Annotated in this window: 32 protein-coding genes; all 32 read right to left on the bottom strand. The window is 43.3% G+C overall.

Annotated features, from left to right (window positions below; genetic code table 11):
- Positions 1-18: 18 nt before the first annotated feature.
- The 32 genes from EQU50_RS04885 to rpsL all read right to left on the bottom strand — a co-directional run bounded on the left by EQU50_RS04885 (position 19) and on the right by rpsL (position 22,750).
- Positions 19-4,710 (bottom strand): inverse autotransporter beta domain-containing protein, encoded by a 4,692-nt coding sequence (locus EQU50_RS04885; protein WP_130154023.1) that lies wholly within the window; start codon positions 4,708-4,710, stop codon positions 19-21.
- Between the two features lie 332 nt (positions 4,711-5,042).
- Positions 5,043-5,435: a 50S ribosomal protein L17 gene (rplQ, locus tag EQU50_RS04880; RefSeq protein WP_130154022.1), complete on the bottom strand. Its 393-nt coding sequence runs from the start codon at positions 5,433-5,435 to the stop codon at positions 5,043-5,045.
- Positions 5,436-5,469: 34 nt separating this feature from the next.
- Complete coding sequence (locus tag EQU50_RS04875; protein ID WP_130154021.1) at positions 5,470-6,489, bottom strand: DNA-directed RNA polymerase subunit alpha; 1,020 nt, start codon at positions 6,487-6,489, stop codon at positions 5,470-5,472.
- Positions 6,490-6,533: 44 nt separating this feature from the next.
- The gene (rpsK, locus tag EQU50_RS04870) at positions 6,534-6,926 is read right to left on the bottom strand and encodes a 30S ribosomal protein S11 (RefSeq protein WP_130154020.1); all 393 of its coding nucleotides are present in this window, start codon (positions 6,924-6,926) and stop codon (positions 6,534-6,536) included.
- Positions 6,927-6,945: 19 nt separating this feature from the next.
- Positions 6,946-7,323: a 30S ribosomal protein S13 gene (rpsM, locus tag EQU50_RS04865; RefSeq protein ID WP_130154019.1), complete on the bottom strand. Its 378-nt coding sequence runs from the start codon at positions 7,321-7,323 to the stop codon at positions 6,946-6,948.
- 22 nt (positions 7,324-7,345) lie between these two features.
- Positions 7,346-7,993 carry an adenylate kinase gene (locus tag EQU50_RS04860; RefSeq protein WP_130154018.1) on the bottom strand — a complete coding sequence of 216 codons (648 nt, stop codon included), beginning with the start codon at positions 7,991-7,993 and terminating at the stop codon, positions 7,346-7,348.
- A 5-nt stretch (positions 7,994-7,998) separates the two neighbouring features.
- Positions 7,999-9,339: a preprotein translocase subunit SecY gene (gene secY, locus EQU50_RS04855; protein ID WP_130154017.1), complete on the bottom strand. Its 1,341-nt coding sequence runs from the start codon at positions 9,337-9,339 to the stop codon at positions 7,999-8,001.
- Between the two features lie 25 nt (positions 9,340-9,364).
- Positions 9,365-9,826 carry a 50S ribosomal protein L15 gene (rplO, locus tag EQU50_RS04850; protein WP_130154016.1) on the bottom strand — a complete coding sequence of 154 codons (462 nt, stop codon included), beginning with the start codon at positions 9,824-9,826 and terminating at the stop codon, positions 9,365-9,367.
- Between the two features lie 24 nt (positions 9,827-9,850).
- Complete coding sequence (gene rpmD / locus EQU50_RS04845; protein WP_130154015.1) at positions 9,851-10,063, bottom strand: 50S ribosomal protein L30; 213 nt, start codon at positions 10,061-10,063, stop codon at positions 9,851-9,853.
- Between the two features lie 30 nt (positions 10,064-10,093).
- The gene (gene rpsE, locus EQU50_RS04840; RefSeq protein ID WP_130154014.1) at positions 10,094-10,669 is read right to left on the bottom strand and encodes a 30S ribosomal protein S5; all 576 of its coding nucleotides are present in this window, start codon (positions 10,667-10,669) and stop codon (positions 10,094-10,096) included.
- A gap of 13 nt (positions 10,670-10,682) precedes the next feature.
- Entirely contained in the window at positions 10,683-11,042 is a 360-nt protein-coding gene (rplR, locus tag EQU50_RS04835) for a 50S ribosomal protein L18 (protein ID WP_130154013.1), read from the bottom strand.
- Position 11,043: 1 nt separating this feature from the next.
- The gene (gene rplF, locus EQU50_RS04830) at positions 11,044-11,577 is read right to left on the bottom strand and encodes a 50S ribosomal protein L6 (protein WP_130154012.1); all 534 of its coding nucleotides are present in this window, start codon (positions 11,575-11,577) and stop codon (positions 11,044-11,046) included.
- Positions 11,578-11,586: 9 nt separating this feature from the next.
- Positions 11,587-11,985, bottom strand: a complete 399-nt coding sequence (gene rpsH, locus EQU50_RS04825; protein WP_130154011.1) for a 30S ribosomal protein S8 — start codon at positions 11,983-11,985, stop codon at positions 11,587-11,589.
- A 4-nt stretch (positions 11,986-11,989) separates the two neighbouring features.
- Complete coding sequence (rpsN, locus tag EQU50_RS04820) at positions 11,990-12,295, bottom strand: 30S ribosomal protein S14 (protein WP_130154010.1); 306 nt, start codon at positions 12,293-12,295, stop codon at positions 11,990-11,992.
- Positions 12,296-12,308: 13 nt separating this feature from the next.
- The gene (gene rplE / locus EQU50_RS04815) at positions 12,309-12,848 is read right to left on the bottom strand and encodes a 50S ribosomal protein L5 (protein ID WP_130154048.1); all 540 of its coding nucleotides are present in this window, start codon (positions 12,846-12,848) and stop codon (positions 12,309-12,311) included.
- Positions 12,849-12,863: 15 nt separating this feature from the next.
- On the bottom strand, positions 12,864-13,199 hold the full coding sequence (gene rplX / locus EQU50_RS04810) for a 50S ribosomal protein L24 (protein ID WP_130154009.1): 336 nt from the start codon (positions 13,197-13,199) through the stop codon (positions 12,864-12,866).
- Between the two features lies 1 nt (position 13,200).
- Positions 13,201-13,569, bottom strand: a complete 369-nt coding sequence (gene rplN / locus EQU50_RS04805; RefSeq protein ID WP_130154008.1) for a 50S ribosomal protein L14 — start codon at positions 13,567-13,569, stop codon at positions 13,201-13,203.
- A gap of 30 nt (positions 13,570-13,599) precedes the next feature.
- Positions 13,600-13,836: a 30S ribosomal protein S17 gene (rpsQ, locus tag EQU50_RS04800; RefSeq protein WP_130154007.1), complete on the bottom strand. Its 237-nt coding sequence runs from the start codon at positions 13,834-13,836 to the stop codon at positions 13,600-13,602.
- A gap of 10 nt (positions 13,837-13,846) precedes the next feature.
- A complete protein-coding gene (rpmC, locus tag EQU50_RS04795; protein ID WP_130154006.1) occupies positions 13,847-14,038 on the bottom strand; it encodes a 50S ribosomal protein L29 in 192 nt (63 codons plus the stop codon).
- Positions 14,039-14,058: 20 nt separating this feature from the next.
- Positions 14,059-14,469, bottom strand: coding sequence for a 50S ribosomal protein L16 (gene rplP, locus EQU50_RS04790; RefSeq protein ID WP_130154005.1), 411 nt, complete (start codon positions 14,467-14,469; stop codon positions 14,059-14,061).
- Between the two features lie 16 nt (positions 14,470-14,485).
- Complete coding sequence (gene rpsC, locus EQU50_RS04785; protein WP_130154004.1) at positions 14,486-15,163, bottom strand: 30S ribosomal protein S3; 678 nt, start codon at positions 15,161-15,163, stop codon at positions 14,486-14,488.
- 4 nt (positions 15,164-15,167) lie between these two features.
- Positions 15,168-15,515 carry a 50S ribosomal protein L22 gene (gene rplV, locus EQU50_RS04780; RefSeq protein WP_130154003.1) on the bottom strand — a complete coding sequence of 116 codons (348 nt, stop codon included), beginning with the start codon at positions 15,513-15,515 and terminating at the stop codon, positions 15,168-15,170.
- A 15-nt stretch (positions 15,516-15,530) separates the two neighbouring features.
- Positions 15,531-15,806, bottom strand: a complete 276-nt coding sequence (rpsS, locus tag EQU50_RS04775) for a 30S ribosomal protein S19 (RefSeq protein ID WP_130154002.1) — start codon at positions 15,804-15,806, stop codon at positions 15,531-15,533.
- 12 nt (positions 15,807-15,818) lie between these two features.
- Positions 15,819-16,640 carry a 50S ribosomal protein L2 gene (gene rplB, locus EQU50_RS04770; RefSeq protein WP_130154001.1) on the bottom strand — a complete coding sequence of 274 codons (822 nt, stop codon included), beginning with the start codon at positions 16,638-16,640 and terminating at the stop codon, positions 15,819-15,821.
- Positions 16,641-16,644: 4 nt separating this feature from the next.
- Positions 16,645-16,953 carry a 50S ribosomal protein L23 gene (locus EQU50_RS04765; protein WP_130154000.1) on the bottom strand — a complete coding sequence of 103 codons (309 nt, stop codon included), beginning with the start codon at positions 16,951-16,953 and terminating at the stop codon, positions 16,645-16,647.
- Positions 16,950-17,570, bottom strand: coding sequence for a 50S ribosomal protein L4 (gene rplD, locus EQU50_RS04760; RefSeq protein ID WP_130153999.1), 621 nt, complete (start codon positions 17,568-17,570; stop codon positions 16,950-16,952). Before rplD ends, EQU50_RS04765 begins: the two co-directional genes overlap by 4 nt.
- Positions 17,571-17,590: 20 nt before the next feature.
- A complete protein-coding gene (gene rplC / locus EQU50_RS04755; protein ID WP_130153998.1) occupies positions 17,591-18,235 on the bottom strand; it encodes a 50S ribosomal protein L3 in 645 nt (214 codons plus the stop codon).
- A gap of 11 nt (positions 18,236-18,246) precedes the next feature.
- Complete coding sequence (gene rpsJ, locus EQU50_RS04750) at positions 18,247-18,555, bottom strand: 30S ribosomal protein S10 (protein WP_130153997.1); 309 nt, start codon at positions 18,553-18,555, stop codon at positions 18,247-18,249.
- Positions 18,556-18,566: 11 nt separating this feature from the next.
- Complete coding sequence (gene tuf / locus EQU50_RS04745; protein WP_130153525.1) at positions 18,567-19,757, bottom strand: elongation factor Tu; 1,191 nt, start codon at positions 19,755-19,757, stop codon at positions 18,567-18,569.
- Positions 19,758-19,777: 20 nt separating this feature from the next.
- Positions 19,778-21,853 carry an elongation factor G gene (fusA, locus tag EQU50_RS04740; protein ID WP_130153996.1) on the bottom strand — a complete coding sequence of 692 codons (2,076 nt, stop codon included), beginning with the start codon at positions 21,851-21,853 and terminating at the stop codon, positions 19,778-19,780.
- A 17-nt stretch (positions 21,854-21,870) separates the two neighbouring features.
- Positions 21,871-22,341: a 30S ribosomal protein S7 gene (gene rpsG, locus EQU50_RS04735; RefSeq protein ID WP_130153995.1), complete on the bottom strand. Its 471-nt coding sequence runs from the start codon at positions 22,339-22,341 to the stop codon at positions 21,871-21,873.
- Positions 22,342-22,378: 37 nt separating this feature from the next.
- Positions 22,379-22,750: a 30S ribosomal protein S12 gene (gene rpsL, locus EQU50_RS04730; protein ID WP_130153994.1), complete on the bottom strand. Its 372-nt coding sequence runs from the start codon at positions 22,748-22,750 to the stop codon at positions 22,379-22,381.
- Positions 22,751-22,841: the final 91 nt, after the last annotated feature.

Here is a 22,841-nt window from a genome sequence, read left to right as displayed (position 1 = left end):
ATAATATTAATTTTTCTTTTATTGTTTGAAGCCAATCAATCCTGCCACTTTGCCAAAAAATCCTTTTCGTTGAGAAGGGACCCTAACTTCTGTTTTTTCTTCCTGCTGCTTTGCAAGGTTTATGGAATTGTGCGTTTGCTGTTCTAAAGTATTTTCTAAAAAACTTGTAGGGACACGCGGAAGGCTATTTACCTTTTGTTCATCTGATCCATCAGAACCATGAGGCACAACTATATCTTCATCATCATCAACAACTGAAATTTGCACACCTTGATCTCGATCTTGATCCAACCCCTGCTGAGCCATGACATTCTGCAGGGAACTCGTCGGAACACGAGGAGGCCCCTTTTGTTCTGTAGCCCCAGGACTCCTTGGAACCACTATGTCGTCGTCTTCTGAGTCATTATCACTTCCTGAATCTTCATCGTCATGATCACTATCCGAATCATCATCTGAACCAGCAGCCTTTTTAGCTTCTTGCAATGCTGCGGCTGCCCGGTGTGAATCATCCGCTATAGGTTGGTGATGGCTAGAACTAGCGCTCCCCGCGCCATCAGAAGAGTCACTATCCACCGCATCTTCCAGTTCAGCCAACTCCGCCTCACGTTCTTTACTCTCTCTGTCTAAACGGATTCTTTCTTGTTCAGCAGCTTGCTGCCTATGAAGGGTTTCTTCCCTCTCTGCAGCCTGGCGTGTTTCGTCTAGTTTTAGCTCGGCTTGTTTACGAGCATCCTCTTCACGAGCCTGCTTCAGCGTTCTCTCCTCAGTTTCCTTCTTTGCCGCCGCTAAGCGAGCCTGATCAGCAGCCTTATTCTTAATCGCTTCCTCAGTTTGTTGATTTGCCAACTCAACTATGCGAGCCGCCGCTGCTTCCTGTGCGACCTTTTTTTCATTTTCCAGTCGAATCGCTTCCCTAGCTTTAGCGTTCTGGGCGGCTGCGATCACCGCCTTATCGGTGTCTGTATGATCGACTTCCATCTTATTTAAAGCTGTTACAGCAGTCTCAGCCGGGTCCCCAAAAACCAACTTTCTTCTATGTGGCTCTTGCATTTGTCTGACAGGCGGCGGGTTGTTTTCTTGATCAACTTCTGGACTGTCGCCTTGCCCATCAGATGCATTCATATTTGCAAACACACCATGTACGGATGCTGGAAGGTGAGTACCTCTTGGCGATTTGACGGGTGAGCTACTAACGGCAGGGGACAAGGCCCCCCTTTTGGGAGTACGGGGCTTTTGACTGACAGAAGACTTCGGCAGCGTGTCCCCGCCATTAACAATCGCGTTCAACCCTTGATCAGCAATGTGCGCATTTTGGACCACTGTCAGCTCCCTGACACGATCTTCGGGTCCAACAAACGGGGCGGAGTTGGGAAGCTGGGAAGATCTAACCTTGTAAATGCCCTTGACTTTTTTCTGGGAATCGGTTTGAGCCATGCCCTCAACAACTGTGACTAGTTTCCTTTTTACCTCAGGCGTATTGGGTGCAGATTTGGAAGCGTGTTTCTTTTTTTCTCTCTCGGATTTATTACGAAGAGCACTTGTAACTTTCTCCTTCTCAGCAGCTTCAGCCGCAACACGATTCGATTCAAGGGCATCCCTCTGATTGTCAGATGCCAATGCCGCCGCTAATGCCTCTTGTTCCATTCTCTCACGAACTTCCGCCTCAGTCCTATCAACTCCAAGAACCCGAGCTTCCTCAGCTACATCGCGTAACTGACTCGCATCCCTTGCATCCTCAAGTGCAACCCGAGTCTGCTCCTCCGCATCCCTCTTCCTGCTAGATGCCATCGCATCTTCATAGGCACCACGGGTCAACTCTTCAGCATCTCTCCGCTCGCTCGCAGCTAGAGCAGCTTGATGTGCTTGGTCTCGTAGAGCATTCTCAGCTTCTGCCGCCTTCAACTCAGCCAACTCTTGACGTGCTTGATGTCCTCTTACCGCCGTCTGAATCGTCGTCGCTGCTGCACCTTGAAGTGCCTGCTCCTTCCGAACCTTGTATCCTTTAAACACACTCTGAATCGTCGTCGCTGCCTCTGCCTGACGAGCCGCCTCTTCTTGTGCAAGCCTTATACCTTCTAAACGCTTCGCTTCTTTCAAGGTCGCCAACTCTTGCTTCGCTGCCGCAATCGCCTTCGATCCCTTCCAACCCTTCACCAGCTGACCAGCAACCTCTAACTTCTTCGCTGCATCCGCCTGACGTGCCGCTTCCTCTGCCGCAATACGACTAGCTTCTTCTCGTACTGTCTTCTCTGCTGCTACTCTCGCAGCTTCTTCAGCTATCCGAGCCGCTTCAAACTTCTCTTTCTCAATCTGAGCCACACGAATCTTTTCTTGTTCTGCTTTTCTGGCGCGGGCAGCCTTTTTCTTAATGTTCTTCTGACGAATTTTCTCTTTCTTCTTTTCTTCAGCAGCCTTCTGTTCAGCCTCTAGCTTTTGACGAGCCGCTTCTTCCTGCTGACGAACTTCCTCCACCTGACGAGCCAACTCAGCTAAACGTACCTGTTCAGCTTCAACTCGTGCAGCTTCTTCTCGTTTTGCTTTCTCTTGAGCCGCTACCCGAAGAGCCAATTCTTCCGCTTCTCGTTTCAGACGTTCTTCTGTCTCTTTACGTTCGCGTTCCAACTTCTCTTTCTCAAGCTGAGCTACACGTGCTGCTTCTTTCTCACGAGCCTCAGTCTCTAAACGAACCCGGGCTTGCTCAGCCGCAATACGAAGAGCCAAAGCTTCAGCTTCCAGCTTCTCTTTCTCAACTCTCTCTGCCACAATACGAGCAGCCGCTACTCGAGCCACCTCGGCTAACTGAGCCTTAGCAACTTTATTCCCCGCGACAGAAGCTAGTTCAGCATCACGATCTTCCTTCTGTTTCGCAACGAAAGCCGCTTCCTGATCTTCTCTTCGTTGCTTCTCCGCTTTCAAAACGGCAAGTTTCGCCTTAGCGTCTGCAACTGCCTGCACACCTTCACGAACCTTCTTGAGTTTTTCAATCGCCTCTGCCTGACGAGCCACTTCTGCTAAACGAATGACCTCTTTACGATCTGCTTCTGCCCTCTCTTCAGCAGCCTTCTTCTCAGCTGCAACTCGAGCCGCTTCCACCCTTGCAGCCTCTGTCGCTACACGAGCCTCTTCCTCCAAGCGAACTTTCTCAGCTGCCACTCGTGCTTCGGCAGCCTCTTTTTCTTTTGCTACCCGAGCTGCTTCCACTCTCGCAGCCTCTTTTACCCGCTCTGCTTCTTCTCGTTTTGCTCTCTCTTCAGCCGCAATACGAGCTACTTCTGCTCTCTCATCAGCCGCCTTCTTCACTGCTGCTACCCGAGCCGCTTGTTCAGCCACCAGTATGTCTTTCTCAATCTCAACTGCGCGAGCGGCCTCAGCCGCAGCACGAGCGGTTGCTTCTCGTGATGTCTTCTCTGCTGCTACCCGATCTTCCTCTGCCGATACGCGAGCTACTTTTTCTTTCTCATCAGCATCCGTCGCTTCAGATTTAAATCTCTTCAGCTCTCTCAATAATTCAGGCACTGACGGGCGGCTTTTTTCAGCTCTCTCCTCTAATACAACACCCTCTCCATCGGCTGGTTTACTAAGAAGGCTTTTTTCTAAATCATTGCGATGTTTCTCATATTGAAAATCATAAGGATGTTCGTAGGTACCATCTGCCATAGGTGGGGCACTTCCAGCACCCCCTTCGGGGATTTTACGCTTACGTCTGGAAACTGGGTCAGACTTAATCTCCCGCAAGCTATCCCCTACAAACAACAACCCCGCTTCGTCTTGTACGAATACAAGATCATCTTTGAGAACATCTTCCCTCTTCTCTATCACTTCATGACTGGAACTTTTAGTACTGGTCACGATGTCAATATCGCGCATGGGCTGCTCGGTCATGCGTCGATCAAGATCTGACAAAGGGGGTGCTTTTGTGTCTTTCTCTCCCAAAGGGATTCTGAATGATACACCAATAAAGCCAGCACTTTTTCTGGTTTTATCGTGACTTCCTTCCAACTGAAATGAGACGTACTTGTTTAAATCCAAATTTGCACGAGCCCTGAATCCATTAATCGACGGCGCGCCCGCCCTTCCCTGAAAGTGGTAATAGGCGCCATAAAGGCGAAGGGCCTTGAATCCCGGCATTGAACGACCAATTTCAAGGTCAAGTCCTTTTAAGGCAACCTCTCGCTTTTTGGTGATTGTCAAAGTCTTATCAACAACAAGAAACTGAGTATGGCCCCTAAAATACGTACTGCGAGATTCCGTATTCACTTCCCGGCTCTTTTCAACCTCTTTAACCGTATTCTCTGGCAAGTAAGCATTGATGCGATAGTCCCAGGTCTCGCTCATCGCTTCTAAACCAAAGGTCAGCTGGTTAACCTTATTGGACAGCTCTGTATGACGAAAGTCATAAAAACCATAAAAACCCAGGATGAACTGATTATTCTCGCTGAACCAACGCTTGCCCAAACCAAAGTTGCCTTCTTTCGCCGATCTGGAATCGGCAACAAAACGCAAATCAAGATAAATTAAATCCGTCAGGCTTTGAGCGACAGGAGAGAACAAAGAAATCTGACCTATACGGCGTTGATTACCATACTTCCCGCCTAAATGCAGAGCAGGTTGCCATTTCTTAGCAGCAGCCTCGGCAGAAATTCCGTCATCCGCAGAGAACGCGATTGTGGCTACCGTTAAAAGACACAGTTTTTTAAAGTCGCTGACCAAGGGGTTTTTATTCCTTATTTTAGAAACGCATCTAGTTTTACAAAATCTCAAACAACATTTTAAACAAAATTTACTATAAAGGTCTATAAATTTAAGTTTTATTTCAATTGCAAACTAAAATAATCCTATCTGCTGGGAAAAATCAATTATTATTATTAAAAAATTTACCCTTAATTATGAGAAAAAAAAGTTTTTCCCCCCATCAAAGCGCATAAAATAATTCTCGTGAAGACCATGGTCTCCATAAGTCACCTAAATTAGGGATAACATAAAAAAAAGGATGCCCTCAAAGCATCCTTTCTCTGTAACAAATGTAATTATTAGTATTGAAATTAAACTTCTAATTCCTTCGAAACTTGAACTGTCGGATCGAAATCAACAAACTCAATCACAGCCATTGGTGCATTATCACCATAACGAAAGCCAGATTTCATAATGCGTGTATATCCCCCTGCTCGATCTGCAAACCTTTTTGAAAGGGAATCTATCAGTTTAGAAACGCAGACCTTATCTTGAATTTGCGATATTGCCTGGCGGCGTGATGCTAATGTTCCCTTTTTACCCAGGGTTATCAACCTTTCCACGATAGGCCTTAATTCTTTAGCCTTAGGAAGGGTTGTTTTAATTTGTTCATGTTGAATAAGAGCCTGGGCCATATTCATGAAAAGGGCTTTGCGGTGCGAACTTGTCCGATTCAGCTTACGGCCCGAAATCTTATGTCTCATTTTGTATCCTACTTTTTCTTCTTAATAATTCATTTTAATTAAAGGGATCTTCAAGGGTTTTGGCCAATTCATCAATGTTCTCTGGCGGCCATGTCGGTATGTTCATTCCGAAACCAAGACCCATTTGACCAAGAACTTCTTTAATTTCATTCAAAGACTTACGCCCAAAGTTTGGAGTCTTCAACATATCGTTTTCAGACTTTTGCACCAAATCTCCGATGTAGAAAATATTCTCATTCTTCAAACAGTTGGCTGAACGAACTGACAACTCTAATTCATCGACCTTTTTCAACAAATTGTGGTTAAACGGCAATTCGTCTTTTGCCTCACGCTTTTCATGAATCTTAGGTTCATCAAAATTAATGAACTGCTGAAATTGATCTTGTAAAATTCTTGCTGCATAACCTATTGCATCATCTGGCTTAATTGAACCATCTGTTTTAATACGCATTGTCAATTTATCATAGTCTGTCCGTTGACCAACACGGGTTTGCTCAACCTTATAAACAACTTGCTTCACTGGACTGAAAATCGAATCAATAGGAATAAGTCCAATCGGTTTGTCTTCATAAATATGCTGGGATGCCAGCACATAAGATTTCCCGTTTTGAATGACCAATTCCATATTCAATTGAGCATCTTTTTCAAGTGTGCATATCACAGCTTCTGGATCCAAAAGCTCAACATCAGCCGTTGCCTGTATGTCTTTAGCTCTAACGATTTTAGGACCAACAACAGAAATGCGAACTTTTTTTGGCAATTCTGAGTGAAGCTTCACACCAATAGTTTTTAAGTTTAAAACTATATCTGTTACATCCTCAAGGACACCCGGGATAGCTGAGAACTCATGCAAAACACCCTCTATCTTAACAGATGTAATTGCAGACCCCTGCAAGGAAGATAACAAAACTCGTCTTAAAGCGTTACCCAAAGTCATTGCAAAACCTCTTTCCAAAGGTTCAACAATAATTTCGGCTTCTCTTAGATTGGCATCTAAATACTTTACGTTTAATTTGTCGGATTTAATCAACGTCTGCCAATTCATTTCAATCACATTAGCACCTCATAGTTAAGCTTTATAGTGGGACTCGTGTTTTCTTACACGCGTCGGCGCTTTGGAGGGCGGCAACCATTATGCGGAACTGGGGTTACATCACGAACTGAGGTTATATTAAAACCAACTGATTGTAACGCTCTCAATGCCGTTTCACGTCCTGATCCTGGACCCTTAACAATTACGCTAACAGTTTTAACACCATGTTCTGCTGCCTTTTTTCCAGCTTCTTCCGCTGCTATCTGGGCAGCGTAGGGTGTTGATTTCCGCGACCCTTTAAATCCCATCATTCCTGATGAACACCATGAAATCGCGTTTCCTTGTTCATCACTAATCGTAACAAGTGTATTGTTAAATGTTGCATTGATATGCGCAACCGCAGTTACAATATTTTTTCTTTCTCTACGCTTTATGCGTCCTGCAGACTTTTGTGCCATAAATCATTAACTTCCTTGTTTATTTCCCAACCATCTTTTTGCCAGCAATTGGAACTGCCTTACCTTTACGTGTTCTTGCGTTCGTATGCGTTCTTTGACCTCTAACAGGAAGGCCTCGACTATGACGCATTCCGCGATAGCAACGCAGGTCCTTCAAGCGCTTTATGTTCATCGAAACTTCTCGTCTCAAATCACCTTCAACTTGAAAACCGCGATCGATGACTTCTCTAATCTTGATGACCTCTTGATCAGTCAGCTCATTGACTCGCTTCTCGATATTCACATTTGCTTCGGCCATAATTTGTTGAGCGCGATAATTGCCAATACCAAAAATATAGGTCAAAGAAATGACCGCTTTTTTCTGGGTTGGTATGTTTACACCTGCAATACGTGCCACGTTTTTTCTCCTTAAATGTGACTTAAAACCGGTTAATGACTGACACTATTTGACTCTTCACATTGTCTAAATTTTGCGATGAATCAATTTCAATCAATAGACCCTTTTCTTTATAATAATTGATAAGCGGATAGGTGCTTTCGTAATAAATCTTTAAACGCTTTTCGAGACTTTCCTTACTATCATCCTCACGTGATACAAATCGCTTACCACCGCAGGTATCACAAATTCCTTCTACCTGAGGCTTGTTGTTTTTTTCGTGATACACCCGCCCACAGTCAACACAATTAAATCGACCTGTTATTCTATCCACAAGTGCATCCTCTGCAATTGAAAAACTAACAACACAATCAATTTTTAAATTCTGCTCATCAAGAACATTATCTAATGCCTTGGCCTGAACCAGGGAACGCGGAAATCCATCAAATAGTACATCCCTTGTCTCTGCTTGTTCAAGGCTTTTTTTGATAATATCCAATATTATTTGGTCATTAACAAAAAGGCCGTTGTTGATTGTCGAAGCTATCTGCAAACCAAGTTGACTTTGGGAATGCACTTCTGTGCGGAGGAGATCGCCTGTCGACAAATGACAAAAACCATGGGTATCTTTTAAGAATTGAGACTGGGTGCCCTTCCCACATCCCGGGGGGCCCAAAAAAACCAAGATCATAAAGTTTACTTACCTTTGAGCTTTGATTTTTTAATAAGACCTTCATATTGGTGCGCAACCAAATGGGATTGAACCTGAGAGATCGTATCAATTGTAACACTTACCACGATAAGCAAACTAGTCCCACCAAAATAAAAGGGTAAAGAGACCCGCGAGAGTATTAGTTCAGGCAACACACAAATTGAAGCCAGATACAAAGCACCCACAGCCGTCAATCTTGTCAAAACGTAATCCAAATAATCTACTGTCTGTTGACCAGGCCTAACACCAGGAACGTAGGTACCCATCTTTCTTAAATTCTCCGCTGTTTCTGCAGGATTAAACATGAGGGCGGTATAAAAGAAAGCGAAGAAGATAATTAATGATACGAATAAGGCGATGTAGAGAGGATGTCCATGACTAAATACCCTAGCAAAGACTGCCCACCATGAATCGGGGTCTGGACTAGAAAATCCAACAATTGTAGCAGGCAAAAGCAATAAAGATGATGCAAAAATCGGTGGAATAACACCCGCACTATTCAGCTTTAAAGGCAAATGGGTACTCTGCGAAACAGCCGGCATATTAGCCGACACTTGACGCTTTGGGTATTGTATAGGAATTCTTCTTTGCGCCTTTTCCATAAAGACGATATAGCCGATAACTAATGCAATCATAGATAAAATTGAAATGATGACGATAGCGGAGAGCGCCCCTTGGCGACCCAATTCAAATGTATTAAAGACGGCTTGGGGCAAGTTTGCTACGATACCTGAATAAATGATAAGCGAAGTTCCATTCCCAATACCACGTGAGGTTATTTGTTCACCCAACCACATTATGAAAAGAGTACCACCTGTTAATGTAACAACGGTAGTCAATCGAAATATAAATCCAGGATCGATAACAGCTGGGCCTGTGTGACCGGTAATTTTTTCCAAACCGGCAGCAATACCAAATGCTTGAATGCAGGCTAACAAAACTGTCCCGTATCGTGTGTATTGATTCAATTTACGCTTTCCGCTCTCACCCTCTTTCTTTAGGGCTTCCATGTGAGGGGAAACAGATGTTAACAACTGCACGATGATGCTGGCAGAAATGTAAGGCATGATGTTCAGTGAGAAAATTGTCATACGACCAATCGCACCGCCGGAAAACATATCAAGAATTCCCAATATGCCGCCAGAATTGTTACGAGCAAACTCAGCAATAATTAAAGGGTTAATACCGGGAAGTGGAACGTAAGTACCAATACGATAGATAACCAAAGCGGCCAGTGTAAACCAAATTCGTTTTTTTAAATCTTCGGCCTTTTTGAAAGATGAGAGACTAATACTTGCCGCTAATTGTTCTATTGCAGAAGACATTACAAACCTGTTCTAAAAATATTTTTTACTCAATGACGAGAGAACCACCAGCTTTTTCAAGCAATTCTTGGGCATTTTTGCTGGCACGGGTGACGGCAACCTTAACTGGTGACTGCAGAACACCATTCGCTATCAACGAAACCCCTTCGATATGTTTCGGCATATAGCGATGCTGAATCAACAAGGCTCTATCAATCTGACCGCCTTCAGGCAAAAGACCCTTCGAGACGATGTGGTTGATCTTGTTAAAATCAATTTCATACATAGACATTCTGTGGATGTTAACGAAACCACGTTTCGGTAAACGTCTGTATATCGGTGTTTGCCCGCCTTCAAATCCATTAATGGCCACGCCGCTACGTGCAGTTTGTCCTTTACCACCTCTCCCGGAGGTCTTTCCAAGACCAGATCCAATACCGCGTCCTAAAACCTTTTTACCAACGCGGGCTCCAAGATTGTCTTTAATAGTATTTAATTGAAATTCCATTTTTTGATCCTTAACCAAAAAAAATTACTCTGAAACGATTCGTACCATGTGTGTAAGCTTAGACAATAACGCCCTAACGGTTTGATTATCCTCAAGCTCTCGTATAGAATTCACTCTGCCTAGGCCTAATGACTTTAAATAAAGCCGTTGACGTCCATCACGACGAATCGCACTTCCATACTGTTGTACTTTTAACATTGTTTTCACAATTTCAGTCGTCTTTTTTTTCGTTGCCATTATAAAAAACTCTATTCGTCTTGTTTATGATTAGCTGTTGGCGTCAGTAAGTTCTAATGACCCTGCACCTGCCTTAGGAGTATCACGACGCGCAACAATATCACTTAGCTTTTTCCCAAGTTTTGTTGATATTTGACGGGGTGAACAAACTGACTTCAAGGCCTCGATTGTCGCCCGCACCACATTGTGATAATTGGGCGTCCCAACCGACTTACTAACGACATCATGCAAGCCCAAAGCTTCAAAAACGGCACGCATCGCACCACCAGCAATAACACCAGTTCCTGCGGAAGCTGTCCTTAAAAACACACGACTGGCGCCAACACGCGCATGTACGTCATGGTGTAATGTTCTTCCTTCACGAAGTGGAACACGAATCATTGCTTTACGGGCCTTCTCAGAAGCTTTTCTAACTGCATCTGGAACTTCACGCGCCTTACCATTGGCATAGCCTACACGGCCACGCCCATCGCCAACAACTACAAGAGCTGAGAAACGCATGGTTTTACCACCCTTAACAACTTTTGTAACACGTCTTACGCTGACGAGTTTTTCAACGAGTTGTTGGTCTTCTTTTGAATTTTCGTTTGATGAAGGTCTTGCCATTTATTCGTTAATCCTAAAATTTTAATCCATGTTCGCGCGCTGCTTCTGCTAACGCTTGAATACGTCCATGATACAAAAAACCTGAACGGTCAAATGCGACTTCAGTTATACCCTTTTTTAGTGCTTCCTGGGCAATAAGTTTACCAACTAAAGTAGCAGCCTCTTTGTTAGATCGTGATTTGAGTTGCTTTGCTTCCTCACTTAAAGTTGAGGAACAAGCAAGTGTCTTAGATTGGTTATCATCGATTATCTGGGCATACATATTCTTATTAGTACGATGAACAGTTAAACGTAACTTATCAGGTGAAACTTTTTTTAGTTTTGTACGCTGACGATCTTTTCTTTTATTGCGTAATTCTGCAGATGTTGTCATCTTACTTCTTCTTTCCTTCTTTTCTTACGACAAACTCATTCTGTCGAATCATACCTTTGCCTTTATATGGCTCTGGAGGACGATGTGAACACAGAACAGCGCCAATTTGACCAACTCTCTGTTTAGAAGCACCCGTTATAGCAATACTAGTTGGCTTTTCACATTTAATTGTCAAATCAGAGGGTATATCAAACACAACATCATGGCTAAAACCAAGTTGCATCGTCAACTTGCTCCCGGCAACAGCCGCCTTATATCCTACACCAACCAAATCAATATTAAGTGTAAAACCGTTATCGATGCCTTTTACAATATTTTGAACATTGCGTTGTGTCGTGCCCCATATTCTTCTCGTAGAAGTCTGCTCATTTGCAGGGACTAACTTTATTCCATTATCAGTTTTTTCCAATAAAATAACTTCAGGAAGAGAATATTCTCCAGCACCTAACTTTCCCTTGAAGGAAAGAGTTTGCCCAGCCTGAGACCAGGTCACTGAGTTTGGAACAACGATTTCGCTTTTACCGACTCTTGACATCTTATAATCCTAAAATACAGAACAAATAACTTCGCCACTAACGGATAACTGACGTGCTTTAACATCAGACATCACACCCTGGGAAGTCGAAAGTATATTAATACCTAAACCATTATAAACATGTGGCAAATCTTTAATGGAAGAATAAACCCTTCTACCAGGTGTTGAAACACGCTTAATGTTACGAATTACAGGTGCACCTTCATGATATTTGAGCTCAACCTTTAAGGTTGGGTGCCCTCTGTCATCAATATCTTTGGTGTATCCTCGAATGTATCCTTCTTCGAGCAATACATCTAAAACTCTGGCGCGAGCCTTCGAAGCAGGAGAAAGCACAGATGTTTTACCTATCATGTGTGCATTTCTAATTCTTGTTAATAAGTCGCCAATGGGATCTAATATCGTCATTTTACTACCAACTTGATTTAACTAAACCGGGTATCAACCCTTGTGAACCTAACTCTCGTAAAGCTATACGAGACATTTTAAATTTTCTATAAAAACTACGTGGACGACCAGTAACCTCACAACGATTTCTCACACGTACAAGCGCTGTATTCCTTGGAAGCTGAGCTAGTTTATGAACAGCTTGTATGCGATCTTCAAATTCAGTTGCTTTGTCACTTATCACTTTTTTTAAACTCGTCCTCAACAGGCTCTTCCCTGCTGCCAACCGTCTTTTCTTATTATTGTTTTCTATAGCGCTTCTCTTAGCCATACAATCCTCTTATCTAATTGGCAAACGGAAAATTCATTGCTTTCAAAAGATGAAGCGCTTCTTCATCAGTCTGAGCAGTAGTACAAACAGTTATGTCCATTCCACGAATCTTATCAACTTTATCGTAGTTTATCTCTGGAAAGACTATCTGCTCTTTAATTCCCAAGGAATAGTTCCCCTTACCATCAAAACTGCGCCTAGACAATCCCCTAAAGTCACGAACACGAGGCAGACCTATATTTATCAAACGATCAAGAAAATCGTACATACGATCTTTTCTAAGAGTAACCTTAGCTCCAATGTTCATACCTTCTCTTAATTTAAAAGAAGCTATAGATTTTTTCGCCTTGGTCAATACAGGTTTCTGACCAGCAATAGCTGTCATATCATCAACAGCAAACTGAATTTTTTTGCTGTCCTGAGTTGCCTCACCCACGCTCATATTAATAACAATCTTAGTAACCCTGGGGGTACGAAATTCATTACTAATTTCTAAATCCTTCATAAGTTGGGATTTAATGTGAGTCTTATATTTTTCTTTTAAGCCAGTCATCATACTCTCAATTTATTAAGGCTTTAAATTATTATTCAAAACTGTTCCGGACTTTTTAAAGTATCGGACTTTTTGACCATCGTGAATCTTAAACCCAACCTTTGCTGGCTTTCCGTCAGACGGGTCTACCAAAGATAAGTTTGAGATATGAATGGGAAGATTTTTTTTTGTGGGACCCCCAGGATTCGTTGAGGAAGGCTTATAGTTTCTTGTAACTACATTAATACCCTCTACAGTTGCTTTTGCATCATCCAAAACAACCTTTAGTATATATCCCTGTTTCCCTTTATCTTTTCCTGCAACAACCTGAACAAGGTCACCACGCTTAACTTTAAATTTAGGTTGTGTCATCTTATATAACCTCTGGGGCTAAAGAAATAATTTTCATATAACCGGAAGATCTTAGCTCTCTCGTAACAGGGCCAAAAATACGACTTCCAATGGGCTCACCTTGCTTATTTATTAACACGGCTGCGTTTTGATCAAATTCTATGAAGGAACCATCTATTCTTTTAATCGCCTGCTTTGTTCGTACAATCACTGCGCGATGAACGTCCCCCTTTTTAACCTTACCACGTGGCATAGCATCCTTTATTGAAACAACTATAACATCACCTACTGATGCATATCTGCGCTTAGAACCACCCAAAACCTTGATACACAAGACCTCTTTGGCTCCTGAATTATCTGCCACATCTAAGCGACTTTCAACCTGTATCATCTCTTAAACTCTCTTTTATTCTTAAACTTATTAAGCAGGCTGCTCAGAAACAATCCATTTTTTTGTTTTTGAAATGGGCTTTGATTCAATGATGCTAATCATGTCTCCTGTTTTATACTTATTATCAGGATCATGGGTCGCATAGCGGCTGTGTTTTTTTATATTTTTCTTATACAGGGGGTGCATAACGTTTTTTTCTACACGAACGATAAGTGTTTTATCACCCTTATCACTAACAACAATTCCTTGCAAAATACGACGAGGCATGAATCTTCCCTTAAACGGTTTTAATATGTTTTATCTTTGTTTGAATACGGGCAAAGTCACGCCTACATTCGCGAATTCTAGCGGAATTTGTCAACTGACCAACCTTGGCCTGTATACGTAAATTCAGCATCTCTTTTTTAATATCCAAAGCTTTTTGATAAAGCTCAGATATTGTTTTATTTGCAAGTTCTTGAAATTTCACTTCTATAAACCTTAATACAACTAAGCCATTCGTTTCACAAATCGTGTTCCAATGGGCAACTTGGCAGCAGCTAACTCGAATGCCTTTTCTGCCACATCTGCTGCCACTCCGTCAAGCTCAAACATGACACGTCCTGGCTTTACACGACAAACCCAAAACTCAGGCGAACCTTTTCCACTTCCCATACGCACTTCTGCAGGCTTTCTGGAAACAGGAACGTCAGGAAAGATACGTATCCAGACTCTACCAACACGCTTTATATGACGTGTTATAGCTCTTCTTGCTGCCTCAATCTGGCGCGCTGTAATACGCGCAGGTTCGACAGCCTTTAAGCCGTAGGTTCCAAAGCTAACAGTTGTTCCTGACTTCGCCAGGCCGTGAATACGACCTTTAAAAGCTTTTCTAAATTTTGTTTTTTTAGGTAATAACATAATAATCTCAAAAAATCTAGCGATTTAATACGTAATCGTTTGTCTTCTTATCTTGGGCCATAGGGTCATGCTCTTTTATCTCACCCTTATAAACCCAAACCTTAATCCCACACGTTCCATAAGTGGTCTTGGCAGTACCAACACCATAATCTATATCAGAACGCAGTGTATGCAAGGGCACACGACCTTCACGGTACCATTCCATGCGCGCAATCTCGGCACCGCCTAATCGACCAGAGCAATTAACACGAATTCCAAGTGCGCCAAGCTTCATAGCTGATTGCATAGCTCTCTTCATGGCTCGTCGAAATGACACACGTCTTTCAATTTGCTGTGCAATTCCCTCAGCAATAAGGCGGGCATCCAACTCTGGCTTTCGTACTTCAATAATATTGATAACTACCTCAGCCTTTGTCATTGTTGACAGTTTCTGCTTGAGCTTTTCAATATCAGCACCTTTTTTACCGATCAGCACGCCTGGTCTCGCTGTATAGATATTAAGGCGAGCCTTTTTAGCTGACCTCTCTATAACGACCTTTGCAATACCTGCCTGGGACAAGGTGGTGTGAACATAATTCCTAATAGCCAAGTCTTGGTGCAATAGGTTGGCATAATCCTTACCTGCAAACCAACGTGAATCCCACGTTTTATTGATACCTAATCGCAGTCCAATGGCGTTAACCTTTTGACCCATAACCCTAAACCTCTTTTTCGGAAACTTTGATACTTAAATGACTAAAAACCTTATGGATAGATCCGGCTTTCCCTTTGGCTCTCGCTTGGAACCTTTTTAATTTGATACCAGGACCAACAAATGCCTCACGCACATACAACCGATCAATATCCATATTATGGTTATTTTCAGCATTCGCTATAGCTGAAAGCAAATTCTTTTTTACGTCTTTTGCAGAACGCTTAGGAGAGAAAGTTAAGTACGCAATTGCTTTGTCAACTTTCATACCACGAATTTTGGCCGCTAACAAATCTAACTTTCGCGGACTTACGCGAATTGACTTTAGAATAGCTTGCGCTGTCTTAGTTTCCATTATCTTAAACTCACTTTAACGTTTAGCTTTTTTGTCCGCACCGTGACCATTGTAAGTCCTAGTGGGGGCAAATTCACCTAATTTATGACCAACCATATTTTCTGATACCAAAACAGGTATAAACTTATGACCATTATGAACGCCGAAAGTAACACCCACAAATTGTGGAATTATTGTGGAACGCCTTGACCAGGTTTTAACCACATCTTTCCGTCCAGAGGCTAATACTGTCTCGGCTTTCTTTAACAAATATCGATCGAAAAAGGGACCTTTCCATACAGATCTTGGCACTTAACTCTCCGTTTATTTACGTCTTCTAATAATTGATTTATCTGTACGCTTATTATGGCGCGTCTTCTTACCTTTTGTGGGCTTACCCCATGGGGTCACAGGATGACGACCACCTGAAGTTTTACCCTCACCACCACCTAATGGGTGATCAACTGGGTTCATCGCAACACCACGAACAGTCGGTCTAATACCCAACCAACGCATGCGACCAGCCTTACCATAAGAGCGATTCTGGTGGTCAGGATTTGACACAGAACCGATCGTTGCAGTGCATTCACCTTTTAATAAGCGAACTTCTCCCGAAGACAACTTAACAATAATCTGACCAGCATCTCTGCCCATAATTTGCACATAGGAACCTGCAGAACGAGCTATCTGACCGCCCTTACCAAGTTTTAATTCAACGTTGTGAACAATGGTTCCCAAAGGGATATTCTTCAACATCATCGAATTACCAGGCTTAATATCAGCTTTTTCGGAGGCAATAATTTGATCACCAACTTGCAATTTTTGCGGCGCCAAAATGTAGCTAAAATCATCTTCTTGGTATTTAATCAAGGCAATAAAGGCGCTTCTGTTGGGATCATACTCGATTCGTTCAACAGTACCTACCATGTCCAATTTATTGCGTTTAAAATCAACCAAACGATAACGACGCTTATGTCCGCCACCTTTATGCCATATAGTTATACGACCTGCGTTGTTGTGTCCACTTTTTTCACTAATACCGACTGTCAAAGCTTTAAAAGGTTTCCCCTTCCAAAGCCCACTTCGGTCAATATTGACGAGCTGTCTTTGCGAAGCTGTAGTGGCTTTATATTTTTTTAGAGCCATTTCATTACACTCCTGAACTAATGTCTAACTTTTGACCGGGGGCCAGACTTACCATCGCTTTTTTAAGGTCATTCTGCACACCTTTGCGACCCTTAAAAACTCGGGTCTTACCTTTTCTAATCAGCGTGTTAACGGCAACAACTTTAACTTTAAACAAGTTCTCTACTGCCTGCTTAATTTCTGTTTTCGTCGCATCCAGCGCAACAGCAAAAAAGTACTGTGACTTTTCTGTTAACATATTGGACTTTTCAGTCAACAAAGGATAGCGAATAACATCATAGTCGCGGAAGGTATTTTTTATCATAGGTTTCATTTCAATCTCGCTTCCAGGCTTTTAACTGCAGCCACTGTCAAGACAACCTTATCCTTGCGGAGTATGTCATAAACGTTAGCGCCGATCTGTGGCATGATGTCTAATTTATCTAAATTGGCAATCGCCTTTAACATGTTCCCATTAACCTGATCTGAATCTATCAGTAAAGCCGATGAACCATTCAAGTATGCAAAATGCTGCAACGCCAATTGAGTTTTCGTATTTTCGAGACTCAAGTCTTCAACAATAATTAAATTGCCACTTTTGACTTTTGCCGACAAGGCCATTTTTAAGCCCAGCTTACGAACCTTCTTTTGCAAATCATACCCATGATCGCGAACAACTGGCCCAAATATGATTCCACCGCCGCGAAACTGTGCACCACGCTTGCTTCCGTGACGTGCACCACCTGTACCTTTTTGGCGATACATTTTCTTGGTCGTACCACGGACATCGCCTCTTTCTTTAGTCTTGTGTGTTCCAGCTTGGCGTCTTGCCAACTGCCAGGTTACCACACGAGCCAAAATATCTTGGCGAGGCTCTAAACCAAAAACTGTTTCTTCAAGATCTATCTCTGAAGCAGAATTTTTATTATTTGTTACTACTGATAATTTCATTTCTTAAAACCACACACTGCTTAGATCGCTGATTGCTTCTTAATCGCGTCACGGATATAAAGGAGACCTTTTTTTGCCCCCGGGACACTTCCCTTTATGAAAAGCAAACCACGTTCGCTATCGATTGAATGGATGCTCAAGTTTAACTTTGTGACACGTCTTGCACCCATGTGTCCAGCCATTTTTTTGTTCTTGAACACTTTTCCTGGATCTTGGCGTTGACCGGTTGATCCATGACTACGGTGACTAACCGAAACACCATGGCTTGCTCTTAAACCGCCAAAGTGATGACGCTTCATAGCACCAGCAAACCCCTTACCAATGCTCACACCTGTAACATCCACAAACTGGTTTGCAGTAAAATGGTTCACATCAAGTTTCTCGCCAACCGCTAACAAGTTAGCTTCATCGACTCGAAACTCTTTCAGCAGCTTGCATGGTTCAATTTCTTTTTGGGCAAAGTACCCTCTCAGTGGCTTACTAACCTTGTTAGCTGGCACTGCACGGGCCCCAATCTGAACTGCATTATATCCATCTACTGATTCTTTTCTCTGCGCGATGACCGTGCAAGGCTCTACTTTCAACACGGTAACCGGAATTTGGGTGCCATTTTCTTCGAAAATCTGCATCATTCCGATTTTTTCTGCAATTAATCCTGTTCTCATTTCATTTGTTCCTACAATTTAATTTCAACATCTACCCCAGATGCCAGGTCTAACTTCATCAAGGCGTCTACAGTTTGCGGCAACCAGTCCACTATATCTATCAATCGCTTATGGGTACGAATTTCAAATTGCTCACGCGATTTTTTGTCAATATGCGGCGAACGGTTTACCGTAAACTTTTGGTTACGTGTGGGAATGGGAATTGGGCCTCTCACCCTTGCTCCGGTCCGCTTTGCCGTATTAACAATTTCCTTCACCGATTGATCAAGCAATCGATGATCATAGGCTTGCAACTTAATTCTTATGTTTTGAGTTTCCATTATACTTTCTCTTATTTCACGATTTGAGAGACGACGCCCGCACCAACAGTACGACCACCTTCACGAATGGCAAAGCGTAAGCCTTCATCCATCGCAATCGGGGCAATCAATTCAACAGTCATCGCAATGTTATCACCAGGCATTACCATTTCAACACCTTCTGGCAAATATACCATGCCCGTTACATCCGTTGTCCTGAAGTAAAACTGCGGACGATAGTTCGTAAAGAATGGTGTATGACGACCACCCTCTTCTTTTGTCAAAATATATGCCTCGGCCTTAAAGTTCGTGTGCGGCGTGATCGATCCAGGCGCTGCCAAAACTTGACCCCGTTCCACATCTTCACGTTTCGTACCGCGTAACAAAGCACCAATGTTGTCTCCAGCTTCACCCTGATCCAACAGTTTACGGAACATCTCAACGCCAGTCACAACCGTCTTCACTGTCGGCTTCATGCCAACAATCTCAGCTTCTTCACCAACCTTAATCACGCCCCGTTCAACACGACCTGTCACAACAGTCCCACGACCAGAAATCGAAAAAACATCTTCAATCGGCATCAAGAATGGACGATCCTTCGCCCGTTCTGGCTGCGGAATAAATGAATCCACTGCTTCCATCAATTTCAATATCGCTTCACGACCCATCTCGGGATTCCGATCTTCCAAAGCACACAACGCTGATCCACGAATCACAGGAATGTCGTCACCAGGGAACCCATAGCTTGTCAATAGTTCACGAATTTCAAGCTCAACCAAGTCGGCTAATTCTGCATCATCAACCATGTCGATCTTGTTCATAAATACGACCAAAGCCGGAACACCAACCTGACGCGCTAACAAAATATGTTCACGTGTCTGAGGCATCGGACCATCAGCAGCGCTTACAACCAAAATCCCGCCGTCCATCTGAGCCGCACCAGTGATCATGTTCTTTACATAGTCAGCATGTCCAGGACAGTCAACGTGAGCATAGTGACGGTTCGCCGTCTCATATTCCACGTGAGCGGTGGAAATCGTAATACCTCGAGCCCGCTCTTCTGGAGCCTTATCGATCTGGTCGTATGCCGTAAAAGTGGCCCCACCAGTCTCTGCCAATATCTTTGTAATTGCTGCTGTCAAACTCGTCTTACCGTGGTCAACGTGCCCAACCGTCCCTATGTTGCAATGCGGCTTTGTCCGCTCAAACTTTGCCTTCGCCATATCTAAACCCCTTTAAAAAATTAGGAAACTTTTGCTTTTATTTCATCGGCCACATGTTGTGGAACTTGTTCATAATGATCAAATACCATCGAAAACTGTGCACGTCCTTGGCTCATCGAACGCAACGTATTAACATACCCAAACATGTTGGCCAAAGGAACCATAGCATTAATCACACGTGCATTCGCCCTTTGATCCATACCAGTAACCTGCCCTCGTCGACTATTCAAGTCTCCGATCACGTCTCCCATATAGTCTTCAGGCGTCACTACCTCAACCTTCATAATTGGCTCCAGCAACTTTGGCGCACATTTTCCAATACCTTCGCGAAACGCTGCCCTTGCTGCAATTTCGAAAGCAAGTGTGCTTGAGTCGACATCGTGGTAAGCACCATCTGTCAGCGTTGCCTTAAAGTCAATCATTGGAAAGCCAGCAACGACACCTGTTTCCAAAGCAGATTGTAAACCTTTAGTTACACCTGGGATGTATTCCTTTGGAACAGAACCACCTACGACCTTATTCTCAAAAACGAATCCTGAACCTGCTTCTAACGGTTCGAAAGTAATCTTGATACGAGCAAACTGACCAGCACCACCCGATTGTTTTTTGTGCGTATAATCAATTTCTGCCAGTTTCGTAATTGTTTCACGATAGGCAACTTGCGGGGCACCAATATTCGCATCAACCTTATATTCACGTTTTAGGATATCAACTTTAATTTCCAGATGAAGCTCACCCATACCTTTAATGACAGTCTGACCAGTTTCTTGATCACTAGTCACCCTAAAGGAAGGATCCTCAGATGCCAAACGCGCTAAAGCCACGCCCATTTTTTCTTGATCTGCTTTAGTTTTTGGCTCAATTGCAATTTCAATAACAGGCTCTGGGAATTCCATTCTTTCAAGAATAATTGGCTTAGTTGGCGAACACAACGTCTCACCTGTTGTGGTATTTTTTAATCCACACAAAGCAACAATGTCACCAGCTCCTGCTTCTTTAATATCTTCACGATTATTTGCGTGCATTAGCAACATACGACCGATACGCTCATTTTTATCGCGGATGGAGTTCAGCACAGTTGTACCTGCTTCCAGTTTGCCAGAATAAATTCGAACGAAGGTGATGGAGCCGACGAATGGGTCAGTCATGATCTTAAAGGCTAAGGCCGCAAGAGGCTCAGCATCATCATATTTGCGTACAATCTCATTCTCACTATCCACTTCCGTACCTGTCACACTTCCAATATCTGCAGGTGACGGCAGGTAAGCGACAATCCCATCCAACAAAGGCTGAACGCCTTTATTCTTAAACGCACTTCCACACAAAATTGGGACGAACAAACCCTTTAACACTCCCTTACGGATACAGCTTCTGATTTCTTCGGCTGTTGGCTCCTTGCCATCAAGGTACGATTCCATAATAGCGTCATCAGCTTCAACAGCCATATCAAGCAATTGAGCCCGGTATTCCTGTGCTTTTTCTTTTAGGTCTGCAGGAATTTCAACAACATCAAATTTGGCCCCCAGGCTCTCATCACGCCATATGCTGGCATTCATTTCAACCAGATTAATGACGCCAACAAATTCGCTTTCAGATCCAATGGGTAACTGAATAACAAGAGGCCGTGCCCCTAAACGATCGACGATCATATCAACGCAACGATAAAAATTTGCACCAACACGATCCATCTTGTTCACAAAACAAATACGCGGAACTGCATACTTATCAGCTTGACGCCAAACCGTTTCAGACTGAGGCTCAACACCAGCAACACCATCAAAGACAGCCACTGCACCGTCTAGGACTCGTAAACTACGCTCAACCTCGATGGTGAAATCAACGTGACCAGGGGTATCAATAATATTGATTCGATGATCATCCCAAAAACACGTTGTCGCAGCTGAAGTAATGGTAATACCGCGTTCCTGCTCTTGCTCCATCCAGTCCATGACGGCCGTGCCTTCATGAACTTCACCAATCTTATATGATTTACCCGTGTAATAGAGCACACGCTCAGTCGTGGTTGTTTTACCGGCATCAATGTGAGCCATAATACCAATGTTGCGATATTTATGGAGAGGCGTTGTTCTCGACATACTTAATAATTCCTATCTTACCAACGATAATGAGCGAAAGCGCGGTTGGCTTCTGCCATCTTATGCGTATCTTCACGTTTCTTTACGGCTGAACCACGGTTATTAGAGGCATCACTTAATTCAGAGGAAACACGTTCCTCCATTGTCTTCTCAGTCCGCTTACGTGCCGCATTGATCAACCAACGAATCGCCAAAGCCTGCGAACGATCAGGCCTTACTTCTGTCGGAACCTGGTAAGTTGCACCACCAACCCGTCGTGACCGAACCTCAAGGGCTGGACGAACGTTTGTCAATGCTTCGTGGAAAATATCAATGGCATTTCGACCGCCTCTACCGTGCACACGTTCCATGGCACCATAGATTATACGCTCTGCCACAGACTTTTTACCTTCATACATCAGGCTATTGATAAATTTCGTTAAAATAATATCGCCATATTTGGCATCAGGGAGAACTTCTCTCTTCGTGGCGGCGCGGCGTCTTGACATACTTTATCCTCTAACTCTACAAAAGATCATCGTTAACTTACTTAGGTTTCTTAGCACCATATTTGGAGCGGGCTTGCTTACGGTTTTTAACACCCTGGGTATCCAAGCTACCACGAACAATGTGGTAACGCACACCCGGCAAGTCCTTAACGCGTCCACCGCGAATCAAAACGACAGAGTGCTCTTGAAGGTTGTGACCTTCACCAGGAATATAGCCCGTGACCTCAAATCCATTAGTTAGTCTAATACGAGCAACTTTACGTAACGCCGAGTTTGGTTTTTTTGGCGTCGTCGTAAATACACGCGTACAAACACCCCGCTTTTGAGGGCAACTTTCTAACGCTGGAACCTTGTTACGGACCGGCTTCGACTCGCGGGCTCCGCGAATCAACTGATTAATTGTTGGCATTCATTTCTCTCTAGAACCTAAAAATTTAAAACACGCCCAACATACTTCGAGATATTGATTCGAAATACGAAGGATATAACTTTCTATGGCA

Origin of the sequence: Candidatus Finniella inopinata, from assembly GCF_004210305.1 — a bacterium.
Taxonomy (GTDB): Bacteria; Pseudomonadota; Alphaproteobacteria; order Paracaedibacterales; family CAIULA01; genus Finniella; species Finniella inopinata_A.
Note: the sequence above shows the minus strand (reverse complement) of the source record. Positions and strands in the feature narration are given on the sequence as shown.